Origin of the sequence: Bradyrhizobium sp. 138 (assembly GCF_023074075.1) — a bacterium.
Lineage (GTDB): Bacteria > Pseudomonadota > Alphaproteobacteria > Rhizobiales > Xanthobacteraceae > Bradyrhizobium.
In genome coordinates this window covers 1-18754 of record NZ_JADPKT010000072.1, presented here as the reverse complement: position 1 = coordinate 18754, position 18754 = coordinate 1, and the positions used below count along the sequence as shown (strand labels likewise).

General features: G+C 65.8%; 15 protein-coding genes. 4 read left to right on the top strand and 11 right to left on the bottom strand.

All coding sequences use genetic code 11. From position 1 onward, the window contains the following. From garD to IVA79_RS24295, 8 genes are all read right to left on the bottom strand, one after another. Entirely contained in the window at positions 1-1542 is a 1542-nt protein-coding gene (gene garD, locus IVA79_RS24330; RefSeq protein ID WP_247557625.1) for a galactarate dehydratase, read from the bottom strand. A 110-nt stretch (positions 1543-1652) separates the two neighbouring features. Continuing rightward, positions 1653-3101, bottom strand: a complete 1449-nt coding sequence (locus tag IVA79_RS24325; protein ID WP_247557623.1) for an aldehyde dehydrogenase family protein — start codon at positions 3099-3101, stop codon at positions 1653-1655. An 18-nt stretch (positions 3102-3119) separates the two neighbouring features. Further along, positions 3120-4463: a glucarate dehydratase gene (gene gudD, locus IVA79_RS24320; RefSeq protein ID WP_247557621.1), complete on the bottom strand. Its 1344-nt coding sequence runs from the start codon at positions 4461-4463 to the stop codon at positions 3120-3122. 24 nt (positions 4464-4487) lie between these two features. Then, positions 4488-5432 carry a 5-dehydro-4-deoxyglucarate dehydratase gene (gene kdgD, locus IVA79_RS24315; protein ID WP_247557619.1) on the bottom strand — a complete coding sequence of 315 codons (945 nt, stop codon included), beginning with the start codon at positions 5430-5432 and terminating at the stop codon, positions 4488-4490. A 131-nt stretch (positions 5433-5563) separates the two neighbouring features. After that, positions 5564-6469 carry a LysR substrate-binding domain-containing protein gene (locus tag IVA79_RS24310; protein ID WP_247557617.1) on the bottom strand — a complete coding sequence of 302 codons (906 nt, stop codon included), beginning with the start codon at positions 6467-6469 and terminating at the stop codon, positions 5564-5566. A 125-nt stretch (positions 6470-6594) separates the two neighbouring features. Continuing rightward, positions 6595-7947, bottom strand: a complete 1353-nt coding sequence (locus IVA79_RS24305) for an MFS transporter (RefSeq protein ID WP_247557615.1) — start codon at positions 7945-7947, stop codon at positions 6595-6597. Between the two features lie 280 nt (positions 7948-8227). Next, positions 8228-10180 carry a hypothetical protein gene (locus IVA79_RS24300; protein WP_247557613.1) on the bottom strand — a complete coding sequence of 651 codons (1953 nt, stop codon included), beginning with the start codon at positions 10178-10180 and terminating at the stop codon, positions 8228-8230. A 91-nt stretch (positions 10181-10271) separates the two neighbouring features. After that, positions 10272-11354 carry a YbhN family protein gene (locus tag IVA79_RS24295; protein WP_247557611.1) on the bottom strand — a complete coding sequence of 361 codons (1083 nt, stop codon included), beginning with the start codon at positions 11352-11354 and terminating at the stop codon, positions 10272-10274. A gap of 426 nt (positions 11355-11780) precedes the next feature. Here IVA79_RS24295 and IVA79_RS24290 point away from each other — a divergent pair, with 426 nt between their 5' ends. Further along, positions 11781-12287 (top strand): ferritin-like domain-containing protein, encoded by a 507-nt coding sequence (locus tag IVA79_RS24290; protein WP_247557609.1) that lies wholly within the window; start codon positions 11781-11783, stop codon positions 12285-12287. A gap of 212 nt (positions 12288-12499) precedes the next feature. Continuing rightward, a complete protein-coding gene (locus IVA79_RS24285; protein WP_247557606.1) occupies positions 12500-14899 on the top strand; it encodes an EAL domain-containing protein in 2400 nt (799 codons plus the stop codon). 3 nt (positions 14900-14902) lie between these two features. Here IVA79_RS24285 and IVA79_RS24280 read toward each other — a convergent pair whose 3' ends face one another. Continuing rightward, positions 14903-15337 (bottom strand): hypothetical protein, encoded by a 435-nt coding sequence (locus IVA79_RS24280; protein ID WP_247557604.1) that lies wholly within the window; start codon positions 15335-15337, stop codon positions 14903-14905. 65 nt (positions 15338-15402) lie between these two features. Between IVA79_RS24280 and IVA79_RS24275 the strand changes: the two genes are divergently transcribed. Further along, positions 15403-15990 (top strand): hypothetical protein, encoded by a 588-nt coding sequence (locus IVA79_RS24275; protein ID WP_247557602.1) that lies wholly within the window; start codon positions 15403-15405, stop codon positions 15988-15990. An 8-nt stretch (positions 15991-15998) separates the two neighbouring features. Here IVA79_RS24275 and IVA79_RS24270 read toward each other — a convergent pair whose 3' ends face one another. Continuing rightward, positions 15999-17342, bottom strand: a complete 1344-nt coding sequence (locus IVA79_RS24270; RefSeq protein ID WP_247557600.1) for a PLP-dependent aminotransferase family protein — start codon at positions 17340-17342, stop codon at positions 15999-16001. 184 nt (positions 17343-17526) lie between these two features. Between IVA79_RS24270 and IVA79_RS24265 the strand changes: the two genes are divergently transcribed. Continuing rightward, the gene (locus IVA79_RS24265) at positions 17527-17763 is read left to right on the top strand and encodes a DUF1127 domain-containing protein (RefSeq protein ID WP_247557598.1); all 237 of its coding nucleotides are present in this window, start codon (positions 17527-17529) and stop codon (positions 17761-17763) included. 527 nt (positions 17764-18290) lie between these two features. Here the strand turns inward: IVA79_RS24265 and IVA79_RS24260 are convergent. Beyond that, on the bottom strand, positions 18291-18683 hold the full coding sequence (locus IVA79_RS24260) for a hypothetical protein (RefSeq protein WP_247557904.1): 393 nt from the start codon (positions 18681-18683) through the stop codon (positions 18291-18293). Positions 18684-18754 lie beyond the last annotated feature (71 nt).

The window sequence follows — 18754 nt, the reverse complement described above, 5'->3', positions numbered from 1 at the left end:
TCAGGTCACCGGCGCCGGATTGAACAGCGTGAGATCGTTGTGGATGCCCCAGCGATCCGACCACGGCTTGGTGCGGCCAGAGGCGACGTCGAGGATCAGGCGGAACAGGTCCCAGCCGGTCTCCTCGATGGTCTTCTCGCCGGTGGCGATGCGGCCGGCGTCGAAGTCGATCAGGTCCTTCCAGCGGCGGGCGAGCTCGCTGCGGGTTGCGACCTTGATCACGGGCGCCGCCGCAAGGCCGTAAGGCGTGCCGCGGCCGGTGGTGAACACTTGCAGCGTCATGCCGGAGGCGAGCTGAAGCGTGCCGCAGATGAAGTCGGAGGCGGGCGTTGCCGCGAACAGCATGCCCTTCTGCGTCGCCTTCTCGCCGGGCGAGAGCACGCCGGTGATGGCGCTCGATCCGGACTTGACGATCGAGCCCAATGACTTCTCGACGATGTTGGCAAGGCCGCCCTTCTTGTTGCCGGGCGTGGTGTTGGCGCTGCGGTCGGCGCCGCCGCGGGCGAGATAGGAATCATACCAGGCCATCTCGCGCACCAGCGCGCGACCGACGTCCTCGTTGATCGCGCGGCGCGTCAGCAGCTGGATGGCATCGCGCACCTCGGTCACTTCGGAGAACATCACGGTGGCCCCAGCGCGTACCAGCAGATCCGCGGCGAAGCCGACGGCGGGATTGGCGGTGACGCCGGAGAAGGCGTCGCTGCCGCCGCATTGCAGCCCGATGACGAGATCGGAGGCCGGGCAGGTCTCGCGCTTGCGGGCGTTGAGCACCTTCAGACGGGCCTCGGCCTGGGTCATGATCGCGTCGACGATGGCGCCGAAGCCGTCGAAGGCTTCGTCCTGCATCCGCACGATGGCGTCGCTGACGCCCTCCGGCACCAGCCGCTCGGGCGCGAGCTTCTCGCAGCCGAGGCCGACGACGAGGATCTCGCCGCCGAAATTCGGGTTCAGCGCGATGTTCTGCAACGTACGGATCGGCACCACCGCGTCGGGCGCGGTGATGGCGACGCCGCAGCCATAGGCGTGCGTCAACGGCACGACATCGTCGACGTTGGGGTATTTTGGCAGCAGCTCGGCGCGGATGCGCTTCACCGCATATTCCATCGTGCCTTTGACGCATTGCACGGACGAGGAGATGCCGAGGATGTTCTTGGTGCCGACCGAGCCGTCAGGATTGCGATAGCCCTCGAAGGTGAAGCCTTCGAGCGGCGGCAGCGGTGCGGGGACGGCGGTGGAGATTTCGAGCTTGTCGAGGTCAGGGGCCTCCGGCATCCGGATGCGCGCCTCGTCCACCCATTCGCCGGCCAGGATCGGCGACAGCGCATAGCCGATGATTTCGCCATAGCGGATGATCGGCGCGCCTTCTGCGATATCAACCAGCGCCGTCTTGTGTCCCTGCGGCACGAAGGCGCGCAGCGTCAGCCCATCGGCAAAGCGGGCGCCGGCGGGAAGCCCGAAATCATTGACCACGATCGCGACATTATCGCGCTCGTTGAGCTTGATGTAGCGGGGCTGCTCTTTCGCTGCGACGTCCTGGTCCATGGGAGGACTCCGTCTTGTAGGGCGGGTTAGCCGAAGGCGTAACCCGCCGCTTCTCTCAACGCTCGGAACCAAGAGGCGGGTTACGCTGGTGCTAACCCGCCCTACGGATATCAGCCCGGGAACGTATAAGCCGTCTTCACCGTCGTGTAGAACTCGCGCGCATACGAGCCCTGCTCGCGGGCGCCGTAGCTCGAGCCCTTCCGGCCGCCGAACGGCACGTGATAATCGACGCCGGCGGTCGGCAGGTTGACCATCACCATGCCGGACTCGCTGTTGCGCTTGTAGTGCGAGGCGTATTTCAGGCTGGTGGTGCAGATGCCCGACGCAAGACCGAATTCGGTGTCGTTGGAGATCGCCAGCGCCTCTTCGTAGTTCTTGGCGCGGATGACGGCGGCGACCGGGCCAAAGATCTCCTCGCGCGCGATGCGCATGTTGTTGTTGGCTTCGGTGAACAGCGCCGGCTGCAGGTAGTGGCCGGGCGTCTCGCGCTTGAGCAGCTCGCCGCCGAAGGCGAGCTTGGCGCCCTCGTCCTGGCCGATCTTGATGTAGCGCAGGTCCTGGTCGAGCTGGCTCTGGTCGACCACGGGGCCGATATGCACGCCGGCCTTGAGCGCGTCGTCGACCGACAGGCTGTTCAGCCGCTCGGCCACAGCCGCGACGAAGCGGTCGTGGATGCCCTCGGTGACGATCAGGCGGGACGAGGCGGTGCAGCGCTGGCCGGTCGAGAAATAGGCGCCGTTGACGGCGACTTCGACCGCGGTCTTGAGGTCGGCGTCATCGAGCACGACCAGCGGATTCTTGCCGCCCATCTCGAGCTGGAATTTCTTCATCGGGTTCGAGAGCACGCAGGCCTGCGCGATCTTGCGCCCCGTCTGCACCGAGCCGGTGAAGGAGATCGCTGCGACATCGGGATGATCGAGCAGGGTCTGGCCGACCACCGAGCCGGAGCCGACCACGAGGTTGAACACGCCGGCGGGAATGCCCGAGCGGGTGATGATCTCGGCAAGCGCATGGCCGGAGCCCGGCACCAGCTCGGCCGGCTTGAACACGACGGTGTTGCCGTAGCAGAGCGCGGGCGCGATCTTCCAGGCCGGGATCGCGATCGGGAAATTCCAGGGCGTGATCATGCCGACGACGCCGACGGGCTCACGGGTGAGCTCGACGTCGAGGCCGGGACGCACCGAGGCGCCCTTCTCGCCGATCAGGCGCAGCGCCTCGCCGGCGAAGAACGCAAAGATCTGGCCGGCGCGGGCGACCTCGCCGATGCCTTCGGGCAGGGTCTTGCCTTCCTCGCGCGCGAGCAGGCGGCCGAGCTCTTCCTTGCGGGCGAGGATTTCGAGTGAAATCTTGTTCAGCGCGTCATAGCGCACCTGCGGCGTCGACTGGGCCCAGGCGGGGAAGGCGGCCTTGGCGGCGGCGATCGCCTTCTCGGTCTGCGCCTTGTCGGCTTTGGCGTATTCGCCGACGACGTCGTTGGTGTTGGAGGGGTTGATGTTCTTGGTGACGCCGGAGCCGTCGACCCATTCGCCGCCGATGAAGTTCTTCAGGATCGCAGTCATCGTTTCCTCCAGAGTGTTTTACCGTACAAGGCAGGGACGCTTGTCGTCGAAGGTCCAGCCGGGGATCAGGTCCTGCATGGCAATAGCGTCATCCCGGGCGCCAAGTCCATGCTGCTTGTAGAGGTCATGCGCCACGTCGATAGCGGCCCTGTCGATTTCGATGCCAAGGCCCGGCCGGTCGGGGACGGCAATCTTGCCGCCCTTGATCTGCAGCGGCTCTTTGGTCAGCGCCTGGCCGTCCTGCCAGATCCAGTGGGTGTCGATCGCGGTGACCTTGCCGGGTGCGGCGGCGCCGACATGGGTGAACATGGCCAGCGAAATGTCGAAATGGTTGTTGGAATGCGAGCCCCAGGTCAGGCCGTTGTCGCGGCAGGTCTGGGCGACGCGCACCGAGCCCTGCATGGTCCAGAAATGGGGATCGGCCAGCGGAATGTCCACCGCCCCCAGGCGCAGCGCATGGGAGAGCTGGCGCCAGTCGGTCGCGATCATGTTGGTCGCGGTCGGCAAGCCCGTGGCGCGGCGGAACTCGGCCATGATCTCGCGGCCGGAGAAGCTGCCTTCCGCGCCGCAGGGGTCCTCGGCATAGGCGAGGATGCCGTGCATGTCCTTGCAGAGCCGGATCGCCTCGTCCAGTGACCACGCGCCGTTGGGATCGAGCGTGACGCGTGCGTTCGGGAAGCGCTTTGCGATGGCGGTGACGGCCTCGATCTCCTGCTCACCGCGCAGCACGCCGCCCTTCAGCTTGAAGTCGGCGAAGCCGTAATGGTCATGGGTGGCTTCCGCGAGCCGCACCACAGTCTCCGGCGTCATCGCCTCCTGGTGGCGGAGGTTGAACCATTCCGCCTTGCCGGTCTCGCCCTGGACATAGTTCAGCTTGGATTTGCTGATGTCGCCGACGAAGAAGAGATAGCCCAGCGTCTCGACGCTCGTGCGCTGCAGGCCCTCGCCGAGCAGCGCCGCAACCGGCAGGTTGAGGTGCTGGCCGAGCAGATCGAGCAACGCCGATTCGATCGCCGTCACCGCGTGGATCATGACGCGCAGATCAAACGTCTGCTTGCCGCGGCCGCCGGCATCGCGGTCGGCGAAGGCGGTGCGGACGTCGGCGAGGATGTTGTTCATCGCGCCGACGGTCTTGCCGATGACGAGATCGCGGGCGTCCTGGAGCGTCTGCCAGATCTTCTGCCCGCCCGGCACCTCGCCGACGCCGGTGTGGCCGGCATTGTCGGTGAGGATGACGATGTTGCGGGTGAAGAACGGTGCGTGTGCACCGCTGAGGTTGAGGAGCATGCTGTCGCGGCCCGCGACCGGGATCACCTGCATCGCCGTGATAACAGGTGCTCCTGAGATATCAGTTGGGGCCATCGCACGCTCCTCCTTGTTGTCGTCCTATTCTGCAGCCTGTTGTGACGATGGGATGGCGGGCAGATTCTTCACCAGCGCGGTCAGCTCCGCGACCTCCTGCTCGGTGAGGTCGGTCAGCGGCGGGCGGACCGGGCCGGAGTCACGGCCGATCACCTTCATGCCCGCCTTGATGATCGAGACCGCATAACCCTTCTTGCGGTTGCGGATCGCGATCAGCGGCAGGATGAAATCCTTCAACCCGGCCTGGATCGTGGCGTGGTCGCGCTTGCGCACGGCCGTGTAGAAATTGGTGGCGAATTCCGGCACGAAGTTGAAGACGGCCGAGGAATAGGTCGTCACGCCCATGTCGAGATAGGGCAGGGCGAAGGTCTCGGCCGTCGGCAGGCCGCCGACATAGGTCAGGCGGTCGCCGAGCTTGGTGTAGACGCGGGTCATCAGCTCGATGTCGCCGATGCCGTCCTTGTAGCCGACGAGGTTCGGGCAGCGCTCGGCAAGGCGCGCGAGCGTGTCGGGCTGGAGGATGGCGTTGTCACGGTTGTAGACGATGACGCCGATCTTCACGGCGGCGCAGACCGCCTCGACATGGGCGGCGAGGCCGTCCTGCTCGGCATGGGTGAGATAGGGCGGCAGCAGCAACAGGCCGTCGGCGCCGGCTTTCTGGGCCCCAATCGCGATCTCGCGGGCGATCGCGGTGCCGTAGCCGGTGCCGGCGAGCACGGGCACGCGGCCCTTGGTCTCGTCGACGGCAACCTTGACGACCTGCGGAACCTCCGATGGCGTCAGCGAGAAGAACTCGCCGGTGCCGCCGGCGGCAAACAGGCCGGCAACGTCGTAGCCGCACAGCCAGTCCATGTTGGCGCGGTAGGTCGCCTCGTCGAAGGAGTAGTCCGCCCTAAACGGCGTGACGGGAAAGGACAGGAGGCCGGATCCGATCTTCTTGGCCATCTCCTGCGGGGTCATCTTGCTCACGGGCGCTGTTCCCTTCGTGCGTGTTGTGGAGGACACGGGCCTTAAGGCCGGCGCGTCCATGCGCCGTGGTTTAGGAGACCGTTCGATGCGGGTCCAAGCCAAAGCCTATATCGACCGATGCGGATTGAGCATCAATCCTCCGCCACCTCCGCGGAGGACAGTTCACCGGCGATTTTGACCAGTGCCGAGAGCAGCGGATTCTCGTCGTCGCGGCGCCAGACCATGAACAACTCGACCGGCACGCGGCCCCGCAGCTTCAGCGGGCGTAGCCGGACGTCGGAGATCTTCAGGCCTGCAGCCGCGGCCGGCACGATGGCAAGCCCGAGGCCGGCGCGCACCATGGCCAGGATCGAGTGGATCTGGCTGAGATGCTGGACATAGCGCGGCAGCACGTCGGCGCGGGTGAATTGCGCCACCAGGAGATCGTGGAAGTAGCGGCTCTCATAGGGCGAATACATCACGAAGGGCTGGTCGTCGAAATCCTTGATGGTGATGCTGTCGGCATTGGCGAGCGGATGCTTCTTCGGGATCGCGGCGAGCAGGGGCTCGGCGACGACGCGGCGGCTGGCAAGTTCGGGACGCGCGATCGGCGGCCTGAGCAGGCCCGCGTCGATCTGGCCCGAGGTCAGCGCCTCGAACTGGTCGCCCGACACCATCTCCTTCAGCGAGAAATCGACCTCGGGCAGTTTTGCGCGGCAGGCTGCGACCAGTTCCGGCAGGAAGCCATAGGCGGCGGCCGCAGTGAAGCCGATCTTCACCGAGCCGGTCTTGCCGAGCGCGATGCGGCGGGCGACTTGCGACGCGCTTTCCGCAAGCTTGAGGATGCGGCGCGCCTCCGGCAGGAAGCTGCGCCCCGCAGGCGTGAGGCGCACCGAACGGCTGGTGCGCTCCAGCAGCGGCGCGTCGATGATGTGCTCGAGCACCTGGATCTGCCGGGACAGCGGCGGCTGCGTCATGTTCAGCCGCGCGGCGGCGCGGCCGAAATGCAATTCCTCCGCCACCGTGACGAAACAGCGGAGCTGGTTGAGGTCGAACATCGATACATGCCTTAGATGAATAAGGCGTTTCCCTGGCACTTCTAGCATCGATTACCCCCAAAAACAAAGACGGCGGCTTTTGAGGGCCGCCGTTGAGTTGCCTGGTCAAGCTCCCATGGGAGCCCTCAGGAGGAACGTTTGAGCGCCACCCGCTCGATCTTGCCGACGATGACGAGATAGGCGAACGCCGCCACCAGCGCGTTGAGGCCGACGAACACCAGCGCGCCGTTGAACGAGCCGGTCGCGGCCAGGATGTAGCCGATCACGATCGGCGTGGTGATCGAGGAGAGGTTGCCGAAGGTGTTGAACAGGCCGCCGGAGACGCCGCCGGCTTCCTTCGGCGAGGTGTCGGAGACGACCGCCCAGCCGAGCGCGCCGATGCCCTTGCCGAAGAAGGCAAGCGCCATGAAGCCGACCACCAGAGCCTGTCCGTCGACATAGTTGCAGGCGATGATCGACATCGACAGCAGCATGCCGCCGACGATAGGGATCTTGCGCGCCATGGTCAGCGAGCCGGTCCTGCGCAGGATCGCGTCTGAGATGATGCCGCCGAGCACGCCGCCGATGAAGCCGCACAGCGCCGGCAGCGTCGCCACGAAGCCGGCTTGCAGGATCGACAGGCCGCGCTCCTTGACGAGATAGACCGGAAACCAGGTCAGGAAGAAATAGGTCAGCGTGTTGATGCAGTACTGGCCGAGATAGACGCCGAGCATCATGCGGTTGGAGAGCAGCTGGCGGATGTGGTCCCATCCCGAGCCGGTCTCGGGCGCACGTGCGCGCGGCAGATCGTTCTTGGGCGCGTCGAGATCGACCAGCGCGCCGCCCTCCTTGATGTACTCGAACTCGGCGTCGTTGATCGAAGGATGCTCCTTCGGTCCGTAAATCGTCTTGAGCCAGACGAAGCCCATGACGATGCCGAGCGCGCCCATCACGAAGAACACGAAGCGCCAGCCGTAAGCATGCGCGATCCAGCCCATCAGCGGCGCGAAGATCACGGTGGCGAAATACTGACCCGAGTTGAAGAAGGCCGACGCGGTGCCGCGCTCGTTGCCCGGAAACCAGGCCGCGACGATGCGCGCATTGGCGGGGAAGGAGGGCGCTTCCGCGACGCCGACAAGGAGGCGGAGCGCGAACAGCACGGCGACGGCCGCGCCGGCGCTGAGGAAGCCGACCCAGCCCTGCATCAGCGTGAACAGCGACCAGATGATGATGCTGAAGGCATAGACGAGGCGCGAGCCGTAACGGTCGAGCAGCCAGCCGCCCGGCACCTGCGCCACGACATAGGACCAGCCGAAGGCCGAGAAGATCCATCCCATGGCGACGGGATCGAGATGCAGCTCCTTGGAGAGCGCGGGGCCAGCGATCGACAGCGTGGCGCGGTCGGCATAATTGACGGTGGTGACCAGGAACAACATGGTCACGATGAACAGCCTGACGCGAGACCTCCTCACGTCCGCTGCGGACACCACTGCGCTCATCAGGCGCCTCCCTTAAGTCTCGGCCCGTTTCCCCGAGACGAGTCCTAGAGGCGCGCGCGGCAAAGTGTCCAAGTTCAAGGCAGTATCGATCGATGCCGTTTTTGGATTGATGGAACGGCAGGTCGGGGGGAACGATTGGTGAGGTGACGAGACGCGAGCTCAGCACTCGTCATTGTGAGGAGCTCTCGCGACGAAGCAATCCAGGAATTTTTCCGCGGAGGGATTCTGGATTGCTTCGCTGCGCTCGCAATGACGTGTGGAGAGAGCTCGGCGCCTGGCCCTACTGCCTTGCGCTCGGCAACAGCTGCGGCAGGAAGCCCCGCGTCACGCCCGGCGGCACGGCGTCGAGGCCGAGCACGGCGCTCGCGGCGGGCAGGGCGGCATCCGCCATCGCGGCGTGGCCTTCCGCGCTCGGATGCACGGCGCCGCCATAGACGGCGGAGAGCACGCCCCAGGTCGCGTCGTGGATGTCGGTCGGCTGGCTCGCCGCCGGCAATCCTTGCGGATAGGTCATCGCGGCAAAATAGCTGTCATTGGCGTCGCGGACCCAGCGCGCGCGAGGCAAATAGGCGCGATATTCCGAGGCGCCGCGGCCACACAGCATCGGCTGGCTCGCTGCGCTCACGATATCGGGATTGAAGCTCTGGCCGTTCTCGGCAAAGCAGGCGCGGTCGAATTCGGGATCGTTGCCCGAATGGGCGCAAAAGCCGTGATCGGCGAATGCGGCCTGATGCGCATCGACGAAGGTCATGCGGTCAGCTTCGACATCGCGGCACAGCGCGCCGCCGGTGCAGGTGGCGAGCCCCTTCAACTGCGGCAGAAATTCAGTGTCGACGAAGGTCGAGACGCGGGCGAGGCGCTGCGGATCGGCGTTGAAGGACGGATGGATGTCGAAGCCGGCCCGGCCACCGCGGCAGGGCACGCCGCCATCGGCGAGCGCGGGATTGGCGTAGGAGACATAGACCACGTGCGAAAGGTCGCCGCCGACCAGGGGCTTCAGTGCCTCGCGCAGCTTGACGAAATTCTGCGGCAGCTCGCGCGCCAGTGCATCGCGAGAATCGTCGACGCTCGCCATCACGCCGGAGCGACGGAACAGCGCGCGCTCGGTCGCGGTCTCGACGATCACGTCGGCGACGAGACCGGAGAAATAGACGTCGTTGGCGCCAACCGAGAGCAGCACGAGGTCGAGCGTACGGTCGGGCTGGCGCTTCTTCGCCGCGGTCAGCGCCTCGCGCAGCTCGGCGACCTGCGCATTCACGCTGGTGTTGCAGACTCCGGTCTTGCCGGGTGGGCATTCGCGGGCGCGCTGCGAGCCGAGCAGCCCGTTGCCGATGCTGGCGCCGGTGCAGGCGAGCGGCAGATAGGTGACGGCGATGTGGGTGTAGCGCACCGCGAGCGCCAGCGCGGTGCGGGTCTGGTAGCTGTACAGCGAGCGGTGGCAGGGCGCGTCGAACCAGAGCGCGCTGTAGCGTTGCCAGTTGGCGAGCGTATCCGGCGCCTCGCAGGCGCGGCCGCCCTTGAAGCCGTGGCGGCTCGGACGGTAGTACTGCGCACCGGCGGTACCGAGATAGGAGCGGAAGCAAAAGCCTTCGTCCGACAGCGCCAGCGGCCGGTCCGGATTGCCTTCGCCGGAAGCGATGCTGTCCCCGAGGCCGGCGACGAAAATGTCGCGGACCTGGATCTCGGTCTGGACGCGCTGGGTCGGATCGGAGCCGGAGGAGACGTCGACGGTTGCGACCGTCTGCTTGCCGTAGCGGACACGCAAGTTGATCGGCTCGGCGCAGTCGAAGGTCGATTGCTGCGGGCCGTCGCCGTCGTCGAACGACCAGGCGCAGGTGGCGCCGACCGGCACCGCGCCAATGAGGCGCACGGTGACGGGGTGGTCGATCGGGGTGAGGTAGTTTTCCTTGGTGTTGTCGCGCGTGCAGGGCTGGTTGACCCGGCCCTGGAGGTCGATGCAGAGGCGGTTGACCATGTTGCGGGCCCAGCCACGGCCTTCGCTCTGGAGCTCCAGCGATTGCTCAGCGGCCAGGATGTTGCGGTTACGCGCGTTCTCGACATGGAGCAGGAAGTCGCGCTCCTCGCGGAACAGGCGGAAGCGGTTGCGCACCTCCCAGCTGATCTGCAGGGCGCCGGCGTCCTGGGCGGCGGCGCGCCCGGGCGGCAAGGCGACCAGAATCCCCGCAAGCAGCAGGGCGCCTGCGGAAAGGGTACGAAGGGGATGAGGGATCATGGCCCGCGTGTTCAACGGCAAAGTTGAGGCGGAAATAAGAGAGGATTGCTCCCCCGCCTGCAACCTTTGTCTTACGGGTTTGAGGATCCGCCTACCGCTTGCCGGCCTGCCGCAGCGCCCGCTCGCGCTCCATCGCGGCCACCTGCTGGGGCAGATTGGCCTGGGCGCAGGCCTCCGCCAGCCGCCGGCGCTCCTGCCACGGCGCGACCACGTTCATCCAGAGCTCACGCGTGCCCATGATCGAGATGGCGAGGCCGAACGGGATCACGAAATAGAGGATGCGGAACACCAGCAGGGTCGCCAGAAGCTCCTCGCGGCCGAATTGGGGCAGCGCCACCAGCATGGCGGCATCGAACACGCCGATCGAGCCGGGCGCATGGCTGGCAAAGCCGATCAGCGTCGCCAGGATGAACACCACGGCCAGCGACATGAAGTCGATGGGCGGATTGGCAGGCATCAGCAGGTACATTGCCAAGGCGCAGAAGCCGAGATCGACCACGCCGATCAGGATCTGCACCAGCGTCAGCGGCGCCGAGGGCAGCACCACCTTCCAGCCCTTCTGGCCGAGCTCGCGCCGCTTCTCGCCCATGCAGAGCCAGACCAGATACGCACCAATCGAGGCAAGGCCGCCGAGCGCGATCAGCCGGTTGATCGACGGGGGAAGCTGATCCATCGAGGACGCCGCATCCGGATGGATGGCCAGGCCGATGGAGAGCACGAAGATGTTACCGAGCCAGAAGGTCAGGCCCGACAGGAAGCAGATCTTGGCGACGTCGATCGCGTTCAGCCCGTAATCCGAATAGATCCGGAAGCGGATCGCGCCGCCGGTGAAGACGGTGGCGCCGATGTTGTGGCCGATCGAGTAGGACGTGAAGCTGGAGAGCGCCGCAATGCGATAGGGCACGTGCTTCTTGCCGATCGTTCGCAGTGCAAAATAGTCGTAGAATGTCAGCGTGCAGAACGCGAAGAAGACGCAGATCGCCGCGAGCCCGATACTCCCGCGAGGAATCTCGGTCAACGCGGTCAGGATGACCCCGGTATCGATGCCCTTGAGGGTCCGCACCAGCGTGGTGATCGCGAAGGCGATGATGAAGATGCTCGCGGCAACTCCGAGCCGTCGCCAGCCGATCCATCTCGTGAAGCCGCGCTTCAGCGCGGGCAGCAGTCCGTGCATTCATCCTCCCGACGGGGGGCAAGGCCGACCGGGCCAGGCATTGGCCAGTCGGGTGCGATCATGGCCAAAGGCAGGCATCGATCGCTAGGCATGATCCAGCTCATTTAAGGCAAAAACAGCGGCTTGTGCAGCCCTTGACAACAATAGGTTCTGCGCTGGACCGGCCCTTTTGTCATACGCGGTTCACATCGGAAGGCGCGTTAAGCATATGAAACGTGAACCCGGCCGGCTCGCGCATTTCGTATGCTGACATGATCTCAGACCTCGGCGCTGTCCGCATTGTTCCAGCGCAAAGCGAATACGGGCCTTTTTGGAACGTCGCTGCCGCGCGCTCGTTGTGCCCAATCAGCAACCGAACATGGCGGAATAAGCGCTTTCGTGCAGGGCCGCTGCCGTCGTGTTCCAGAAATCCGAGAGGACGGAACGATGGGACTGTTCACAAAAGACATCAAATCCATGAACGACCTGTTCGTGCACCAGCTCCAGGACATCTATTATGCCGAGCAGCAGCTGACCAAGGCGCTGCCGAAGATGGCGAGCAAGGCCACCGATCCCCAATTGAAACAGGGCTTTTTGACGCACCTCAAGGAAACCGAGGAGCACGTCGCTCGGCTCGAGGAGGTGTTCAAGATGCATGGCGTCGCCGTGAAGGCGGTCGAGTGCCCGGCGATCGATGGCATCATCGAGGAGGCCGACGAGACCGCCGGTGAAGTCGCCGACAAGGCCGTGCTCGATGCCGCGCTGATCAACGCGGCGCAGGCCGCCGAACATTACGAGATCGTGCGCTACGGCAGCCTGATTGCCTGGGCCAAGCAGCTCGGCCGCAACGACTGCGCCAGTGTGCTCGCCAAGACGCTGGAGGAAGAGAAGGCGACCGACAAGAAGCTGACGGCACTCGCCGAGAGCAAGGTGAATTTGCGCGCGGCGAGCTAGCCCAAGCTGAACCAGGATGGCGCCGCGCGGACATCCGCGCGGCGCTTGCATGTTTTGCATGGGGCTGCAACCGACGTGCAGCATGCCGGTGCGAGGATGAACAATCCGAGTGAATGGGCAAATCTTCCGTTCACCATTGCCGCAACGGGTGGGGGGCCGGTTACCGACTGTCCACCTCTGTCGGTTCAAGTGCGGGTCCATAGGGGCCCGCGATGTATCAAGTTCTCTACTGTCTCACCGAAGAGCACGATTTGCGGCTCGTCGCGCTTGGCGGCGCGGTGTGCCTGCTCGCCAGCGCGGCGGCGATCAGCCTGTTCCACCGGGCGCGCGCGACGCAGGGCGTCGGGCGTCTGGTCTGGCTCGGCCTCGATGCCGCCGTCAGCGGATGCGGCATCTGGGCGACGCATTTCATTGCGATGCTCGCCTACGGGCCGGGAGGCGCGGGTGCCTACAACATCCCGGTAACCATCCTGTCCTTGATCTTCGCGATCTCCGTGACCTTCGTGGGACTGAGCATCGCCGCATCGTCCTCGCGCGCAGTGTGGATCGTTCTCGGCGGCGCCATCGTCGGCTCCGGTGTCGCGGCGATGCATTACACCGGCATGGCGGCGCTGGAGATGCCCGCGCGGGTGGACTGGATCGGAAGCACGGTCGCCGTCTCGGTGCTATCAGGAGTTTTGCTAGCGGCACTTGCGCTGTTCGTGGCGGCGCGACGCGACGACCTCTTCCACGCGCTGACGGCGACTGCCCTGCTGACGGTCGCCATCGTCGCACATCATTTTACCGCGATGGGCGCGGTGCTGCTGACGCCGGATCCGACGCTCGCGATCGGCGGTCTGTCGATCCCGCCGGCCTCGCTGTCCTTCCTCACCGCCAGCGCTGCGGTCGCGATCATCGCGATCGCACTCGTGGCTGCGCTGCTCGACCGGCGTGCCAGGGGCCAATTGGGGGCCCAGCAAATGGTATTGGACACCGCGCTCGAGAACATGTCGCAGGGGCTGTGCATGTTCGATGCCGACGGCAAGATCATCTTGTTCAACGAGCGCTACGCGGCGATGCTTCGCCGCACCGACATCGCGCTGACCGGGCGCCGGCTGGTCGAGATATTGCGGGACGAGCAGGCCAAGGGCCAGTGGCAGGGCGACGCGGATGAATTCTTCGCGCGGCTCGTCGCCGACGCACGCGAGGGCCGCACCACGACCGACGTCGTCAACCGGTTCGGCCGCTCCATCCGGGTGGTCAACCAGCCGATGCAGGGCGGCGGCTGGGTTGCGACCTTCGAGGACATCACCGAATGGCTGGACGCGCAGGCCAAGATCTCGCACATGGCGCGCCATGATGCGCTGACCAGCCTGCCGAACCGCGTGCTGTTCCACGAGCAGCTCGAGCAGGGACTGCGCCGGACCAGATCAGGCGACCAACTCGCCGTGCTCTGTCTCGATCTCGACCACTTCAAGGACATCAACGACTCGCTCGGCCATCCGATCGGGGACGCGCTGCTGAGAGAGGTTGGGCGCAGGCTGACCGCCGCCGTCGGCGAAAGCGACACCGTGGCGCGGCTCGGCGGCGACGAGTTCGCCGTGGTCCAGATCGGACGTTCCGAGGAAGCCGCTGCGCGATCGCTCGCCCGGCGTCTCGTCGAGGTGATCTCGGCGCCTTACGAGATCGACGACCATCAGATCGTGATCGGCGTTTCGATCGGCATCTCGCTGTCGCCGCAGGACGGCAGCGATCCGGACGAGCTGTTGAAGAATGCCGACCTCGCGCTGTATCGCGCCAAGGCGGACGGCCGCGGCACCTATCGCTTCTTCGAGACCGGCATGGACGCCCGCGCGCAGGCGCGACGCCTGTTGGAGATGGATCTGCGCGCGGCGCTGCAGCGCAGTGAGTTCGAGGCGTATTATCAGCCGATCCGTGACGTCGCCAGCGGTCGGGTCGTCGCCTTCGAGGCGCTGCTGCGCTGGAACCATCCGCAGCGCGGCCTGATCGCCCCGATCGACTTCATTCCGCTGGCCGAGGAGACCGGACTGATCGTCCAGCTCGGTGAATTCGTGCTGCGCTCGGCCTGTACTGACGCGGCCACCTGGCCTGTCGATGTCGATCTCGCCGTCAATCTGTCGCCGGTCCAATTCAGGAATCCGAACCTGATCACATCCGTGATCGCGGCGCTGGCCGCCTCGGGACTCCCGGCGCGCCGTCTCGAGCTCGAGATCACCGAATCCGTGCTGCTTCAGAACAGCGAGGCGACGCTGACCACGCTGCACGAGTTGCGTGGCCTGGGGGTGCGGATCTCGCTCGACGATTTCGGCACCGGCTATTCGTCGCTGAGCTACCTGCGCAGCTTCCCGTTCGACAAGATCAAGATCGACCGCTCCTTCGTGTCGGAGCTGGCGACGCGCGAGGATTCCATGGCGATCATCCGCGCCGTGACCGGCCTTGGCCGCAGCCTCGGCATCGTCACCACCGCGGAAGGCGTCGAGAACGACGCCCAGCTCGAGCTGCTCAGGCGCGAGGGCTGCAATCAGGCGCAGGGCTATCTGTTCAGCAGGCCGCGGCCCGCCTCCGACGTGGCGATCATGCTCGACCGCCCGCGGCTGCGCGCGTTGGCTTGAAGGTTAGCCGCGGCGCAGCGCGAAGTGCGCGCCGCAGAACGCCATCACGGCGCCGAGGCACAGCGCGGCGAGGCCGGCCAGCACGCCCGAGACGGTCGGGACCGGGCTCGGCGCCGAGGCCACCTGGCCCGCGCCCGCAAGCAGCAGCACGCCGACCGCGATCAGGAACTGCCGCATCCGTTGCGGGATCTGGCCGGAGACGGCACTCTGCATCAACGTCGCCGTGAAATAGCCGCCGGAGAAGCCGACCGTGGCAATCAGCCACCACGCGATCGCGGCGCCCGCGGGGATGAACTCATGCGTGTCGGAGTGCCAGAGCCCGCCGAGGTCGAGCCCGTAGCGCGCCCCCAGCATGTGCACCGCAAGTGCCAGCAGCACGCCTGAGATCATTGCGGCGCCGAGAATCAGGCGGCGCGGAAAAAATGTCGTCTCAGCCATGCCCCGCTTGTAGGATGGGCGAGGGCGCCCGCGCAAGCGGATCGCGGACGGGATTGATTGTGAAGATGCAGGGTTCGCAAGCTGAGACCACTTCAGCCACGAGCTATGCCTACAAGGCGTCGCTGATCGGCTCGGCGCACCGCTTCGCGCTGACGGAGCAGGGGCTGTCCTGGCACGTCGGCGGGCGCTCGGGCCTGTGGCGCTATGACGAGATCTCCGCGATCCGGCTGTCGTTCCGCCCGGTCTCGATGCAGCAGCACCGTTTTCGCGCCGATGTCAGTCACACCAGCGGCCGCCGTATCGCGATCCTGTCGACGAGCTGGCAGACTGCGGCGCTGATGGCGCCGCAGGACAACGGCTTTCGCGCCTTCATCGTCGCGCTGCATGCGCGGATGGCGAAGGCGGGCAGCCGCGCGGCGCTGACCGCCGGGCTCGGCCGCACCGCCTATGCGGTCGTGCTGGCATTCCTGGCGGTGCTGACGGTCGCGATGACGGCCCTGTTGATCCGCGCGCTGATGATCGGCGAGCTCGCGGGCGCGCTGTTCATCATCGGCTTTGCCGCGCTGTTCGCCTGGCAGGTCGGCGGCTTCCTGCGCCGCAACCAGCCGCGGAGCTATGGCTTCGATCAATTGCCCCGGTCGTTACTGCCATAGACCGGTCGCTACTCCGTCGAGTCGAAATCCTCTTCCTTGGTGCCGAGCAGCGACACGATGGTGCGCAGGCCGGAATCGAGCTGCTCGAAGCTGGGCGGGGCGAGAGCGAGGCGCACTGCGTTCGGTGCGTGGCCGTGGGCGATGGCGAAGGTGGAGGACGGCGTCAGCGCGATGCCGCGCCTCGCTGCCGCCGCCACGAAGGTCTGCGAGCGCCAGTGCGGCGGCAGCGTCAGCCACAGATGATAGGAGCGCGGATCGGCGGCGAGCTGGTAGCCGGCCAGCAGCCGTGCCGCGGTCTGCTGGCGGCGCGCGGCGTCGATCCGCTTCAGCCGGGTCAACTCGGCGACGGTGCCGTCGGCCATCAGCCGCTGCCCGGAGGCGAGCGCGTGGCCGGAAGCGATCCAGCCGCCGGTCCGCACCGCGCTCATCACGCTTTCGCGCAAATGAGGCGGCGCCACGAGAATGCCGAGCGCAAGGCCCGGCGCGACCTTCTTGGACAAGCTGTCGAGCACGATGCAGCGGTTCGGCCCGAGCGCCGCCAGCGGCGTATCGTCGGCGAGGAAGCCGTAGACGGTGTCCTCGATGATGGTGAGGTCGAGCTTTTCGGCGACGCGCATGATGTCGGCGCGCCGCGTCGCGTTCATGGTGACTCCGAGCGGGTTCTGGATGATGGGCTGGAGATACAGCGCCGACAGATGCGACTCCCGATGCGCCTTCTGGATCGCGTCGGGCCGAGCGCCGTGCTCGTCCATGGGAATCGGGACCAGCGTCACGCCTAACCGCGCCGCGATGCTCTTGACATATGGATAGGTCAGCGCCTCGACGCCGCAGCGGCCGCCGGTGGGGACGAGCGCGGCGAGCGCGGCCGCGAGCGATTGCTTGCCGTTGGCGGTGAAGACGATCTGCTCGGCCTGCGGCGCGAAATCCTTGCGCGCGAGATAGGCGGCGGCAGCATTGCGTGCGCTCTTGGTGCCGGTGCTGGTCGAGACGCGCAGCGCCGATTCGAGCGCGTCGACGCGCTCGAGCCCTGCAAGGCTCTTGGCGATCATCGCCCATTGTTGCGGCAGCAGCGGATAATTGACCTCGAAATCGATCCGCGCATCGCGCGGCTCGCTCAAGGCCTCGACCTCGCGCCTGATGTCACCGGAGATAAATGTGCCGCGGCCGACCTCGCCGACCACGAGCCCGCGGCGGAGCAATTCGGTGTAGACCCGGCTCGCCGTCGAGACCGCGATGCCACGGTCATAGGCAAAATTGCGCTGCGGCGGCAGCCGGTCGCCGGGCCTTAACGTGCCGTTAGCGATATCGACGGCAATGGCATCGGCAAGCTTCACGTACTCGAACTTGGACATTATTGCACCGAGAGCAATGTTTTACTTGCTCCGAGCAGTGTACTGGAGCATTTAAGTTCCATCAAGTTCCGCGATTGAGCCGAGGAGAGCGAGAGCAATCCGACGGCACTGAGGTGCAAGCGCTCGTAGCGTCTGCGCCAACGGCATCGGCTTGGCCGCGCGGGACGACTGCCGGAGAAGAAGAATGACCCTGATCTCACAAACTGCCGGGCGGAGCTTACGCCCATCCTCATCGCGCGGATTTTTTGCAACGCTCGCCAGCGCAGCCTACGCGCTGTTCGAACGCCTGGAGCGCCGCTCCGCCGTCAAGACGCTGACCGAGCTCGACGACCGCGCTCTGCGCGACATCGGGATCACGCGCAGCCAGATCGAGGACGCGGTGTACGGGCAGGTCAAAGCCGAGCTGACACGGTATCTGTGAGGCGCGAGCGACGCTCGTTCCTCGCATGTCCCGGACGCGCTGCAACGCTCGCGTTGCTGCGCAGAGCCGGGACCCAGGAGGCCACGCATTCTGCGGCAACATGGGCCCCGGCTCTGCAGCGCACCGTCGAAGAGACGCTGCGCTGCGTCCGGGGCACGAGATTGGTGTTTGGGCACACAACTGTCTCAACATCGTCATTGCGAGCGCAGCGAAGCAATCCAGGAATTTCTCCGCGGAGGCAGTCTGGATTGCTTCGTCGCAAGGGCTCCTCGCAATGACGGGGTGTGGGTGGCATGGTCGCTCATCATTCGCAGCTCAAATCGCAGACACACCTTCGCATCCTCGCGGCTCATCTCGCCCGAGCTTTGGTTCTCTCTTCACCCTCGATTGAAGGAGGGCGCAGGGAAGACCGGGTGCTGACCTGGCACCCGCGGTCCACTGTGCGAAGCGTGTGCTTAAAAAAAGCTGCACAGCGGCATACAGGTGAAGCCCAACAACCGGCCTTCCCTGCGCAGTGGTTTGACGGCTTATGTCGTGCTCTCCTCGGGGAGCGTTGCACTATTGCCCCCGTCGCCTTGCGGATGGCTGACGCGTGCGTCCGGTTGGCCGACACACATCACCACAAGACTTGACGCACAGACCCCGGGCGTCAGGACCACACGATTTTGCCGTACGCTGATCACACCGGTCTTATGCGCGATGCTCTCGCTCACGGCTCTCCGCCCTGCGAAGCTCTTCGCGCCGATGTGACCTGCGTCCACCGCCGCCCGGCCCGCGTTCGTGACGATCGCGATACGCCCCTCTTCTTGGGCCGGGTTGCCGCGACACATACGCCCTTTCCGAATTTCGGTAAAGTGGAATATTTTCGGCAAGGCGGATTGACCTAGCGCTCGCGTGTTTTGCCCGTCGAGGCTGAGCAAGAACTCGGCATTTTGGGGAGTTGATGTACGATTCTGTTCATGACGAATCGCACATTCAAGACGGGCGAGAG

What these genes read in the sequence shown, in the direction of transcription:
- garD (WP_247557625.1), bottom strand. Translation starts at nt 1,542, where the DNA reads ATGGACCAGGACGTCGCAGCGAAAGAGCAGCCCCGCTACATCAAGCTC.
- IVA79_RS24270 (WP_247557600.1), bottom strand. Translation starts at nt 17,342, where the DNA reads ATGTCCAAGTTCGAGTACGTGAAGCTTGCCGATGCCATTGCCGTCGAT.
- IVA79_RS24265 (WP_247557598.1), top strand. Translation starts at nt 17,527, where the DNA reads ATGACCCTGATCTCACAAACTGCCGGGCGGAGCTTACGCCCATCCTCA.
- gudD (WP_247557621.1), bottom strand. Translation starts at nt 4,463, where the DNA reads ATGGCCCCAACTGATATCTCAGGAGCACCTGTTATCACGGCGATGCAG.
- IVA79_RS24325 (WP_247557623.1), bottom strand. Translation starts at nt 3,101, where the DNA reads ATGACTGCGATCCTGAAGAACTTCATCGGCGGCGAATGGGTCGACGGC.
- IVA79_RS24285 (WP_247557606.1), top strand. Translation starts at nt 12,500, where the DNA reads ATGTATCAAGTTCTCTACTGTCTCACCGAAGAGCACGATTTGCGGCTC.
- IVA79_RS24305 (WP_247557615.1), bottom strand. Translation starts at nt 7,947, where the DNA reads ATGAGCGCAGTGGTGTCCGCAGCGGACGTGAGGAGGTCTCGCGTCAGG.
- IVA79_RS24310 (WP_247557617.1), bottom strand. Translation starts at nt 6,469, where the DNA reads ATGTTCGACCTCAACCAGCTCCGCTGTTTCGTCACGGTGGCGGAGGAA.
- IVA79_RS24290 (WP_247557609.1), top strand. Translation starts at nt 11,781, where the DNA reads ATGGGACTGTTCACAAAAGACATCAAATCCATGAACGACCTGTTCGTG.
- IVA79_RS24300 (WP_247557613.1), bottom strand. Translation starts at nt 10,180, where the DNA reads ATGATCCCTCATCCCCTTCGTACCCTTTCCGCAGGCGCCCTGCTGCTT.
- IVA79_RS24280 (WP_247557604.1), bottom strand. Translation starts at nt 15,337, where the DNA reads ATGGCTGAGACGACATTTTTTCCGCGCCGCCTGATTCTCGGCGCCGCA.
- IVA79_RS24295 (WP_247557611.1), bottom strand. Translation starts at nt 11,354, where the DNA reads ATGCACGGACTGCTGCCCGCGCTGAAGCGCGGCTTCACGAGATGGATC.
- IVA79_RS24275 (WP_247557602.1), top strand. Translation starts at nt 15,403, where the DNA reads ATGCAGGGTTCGCAAGCTGAGACCACTTCAGCCACGAGCTATGCCTAC.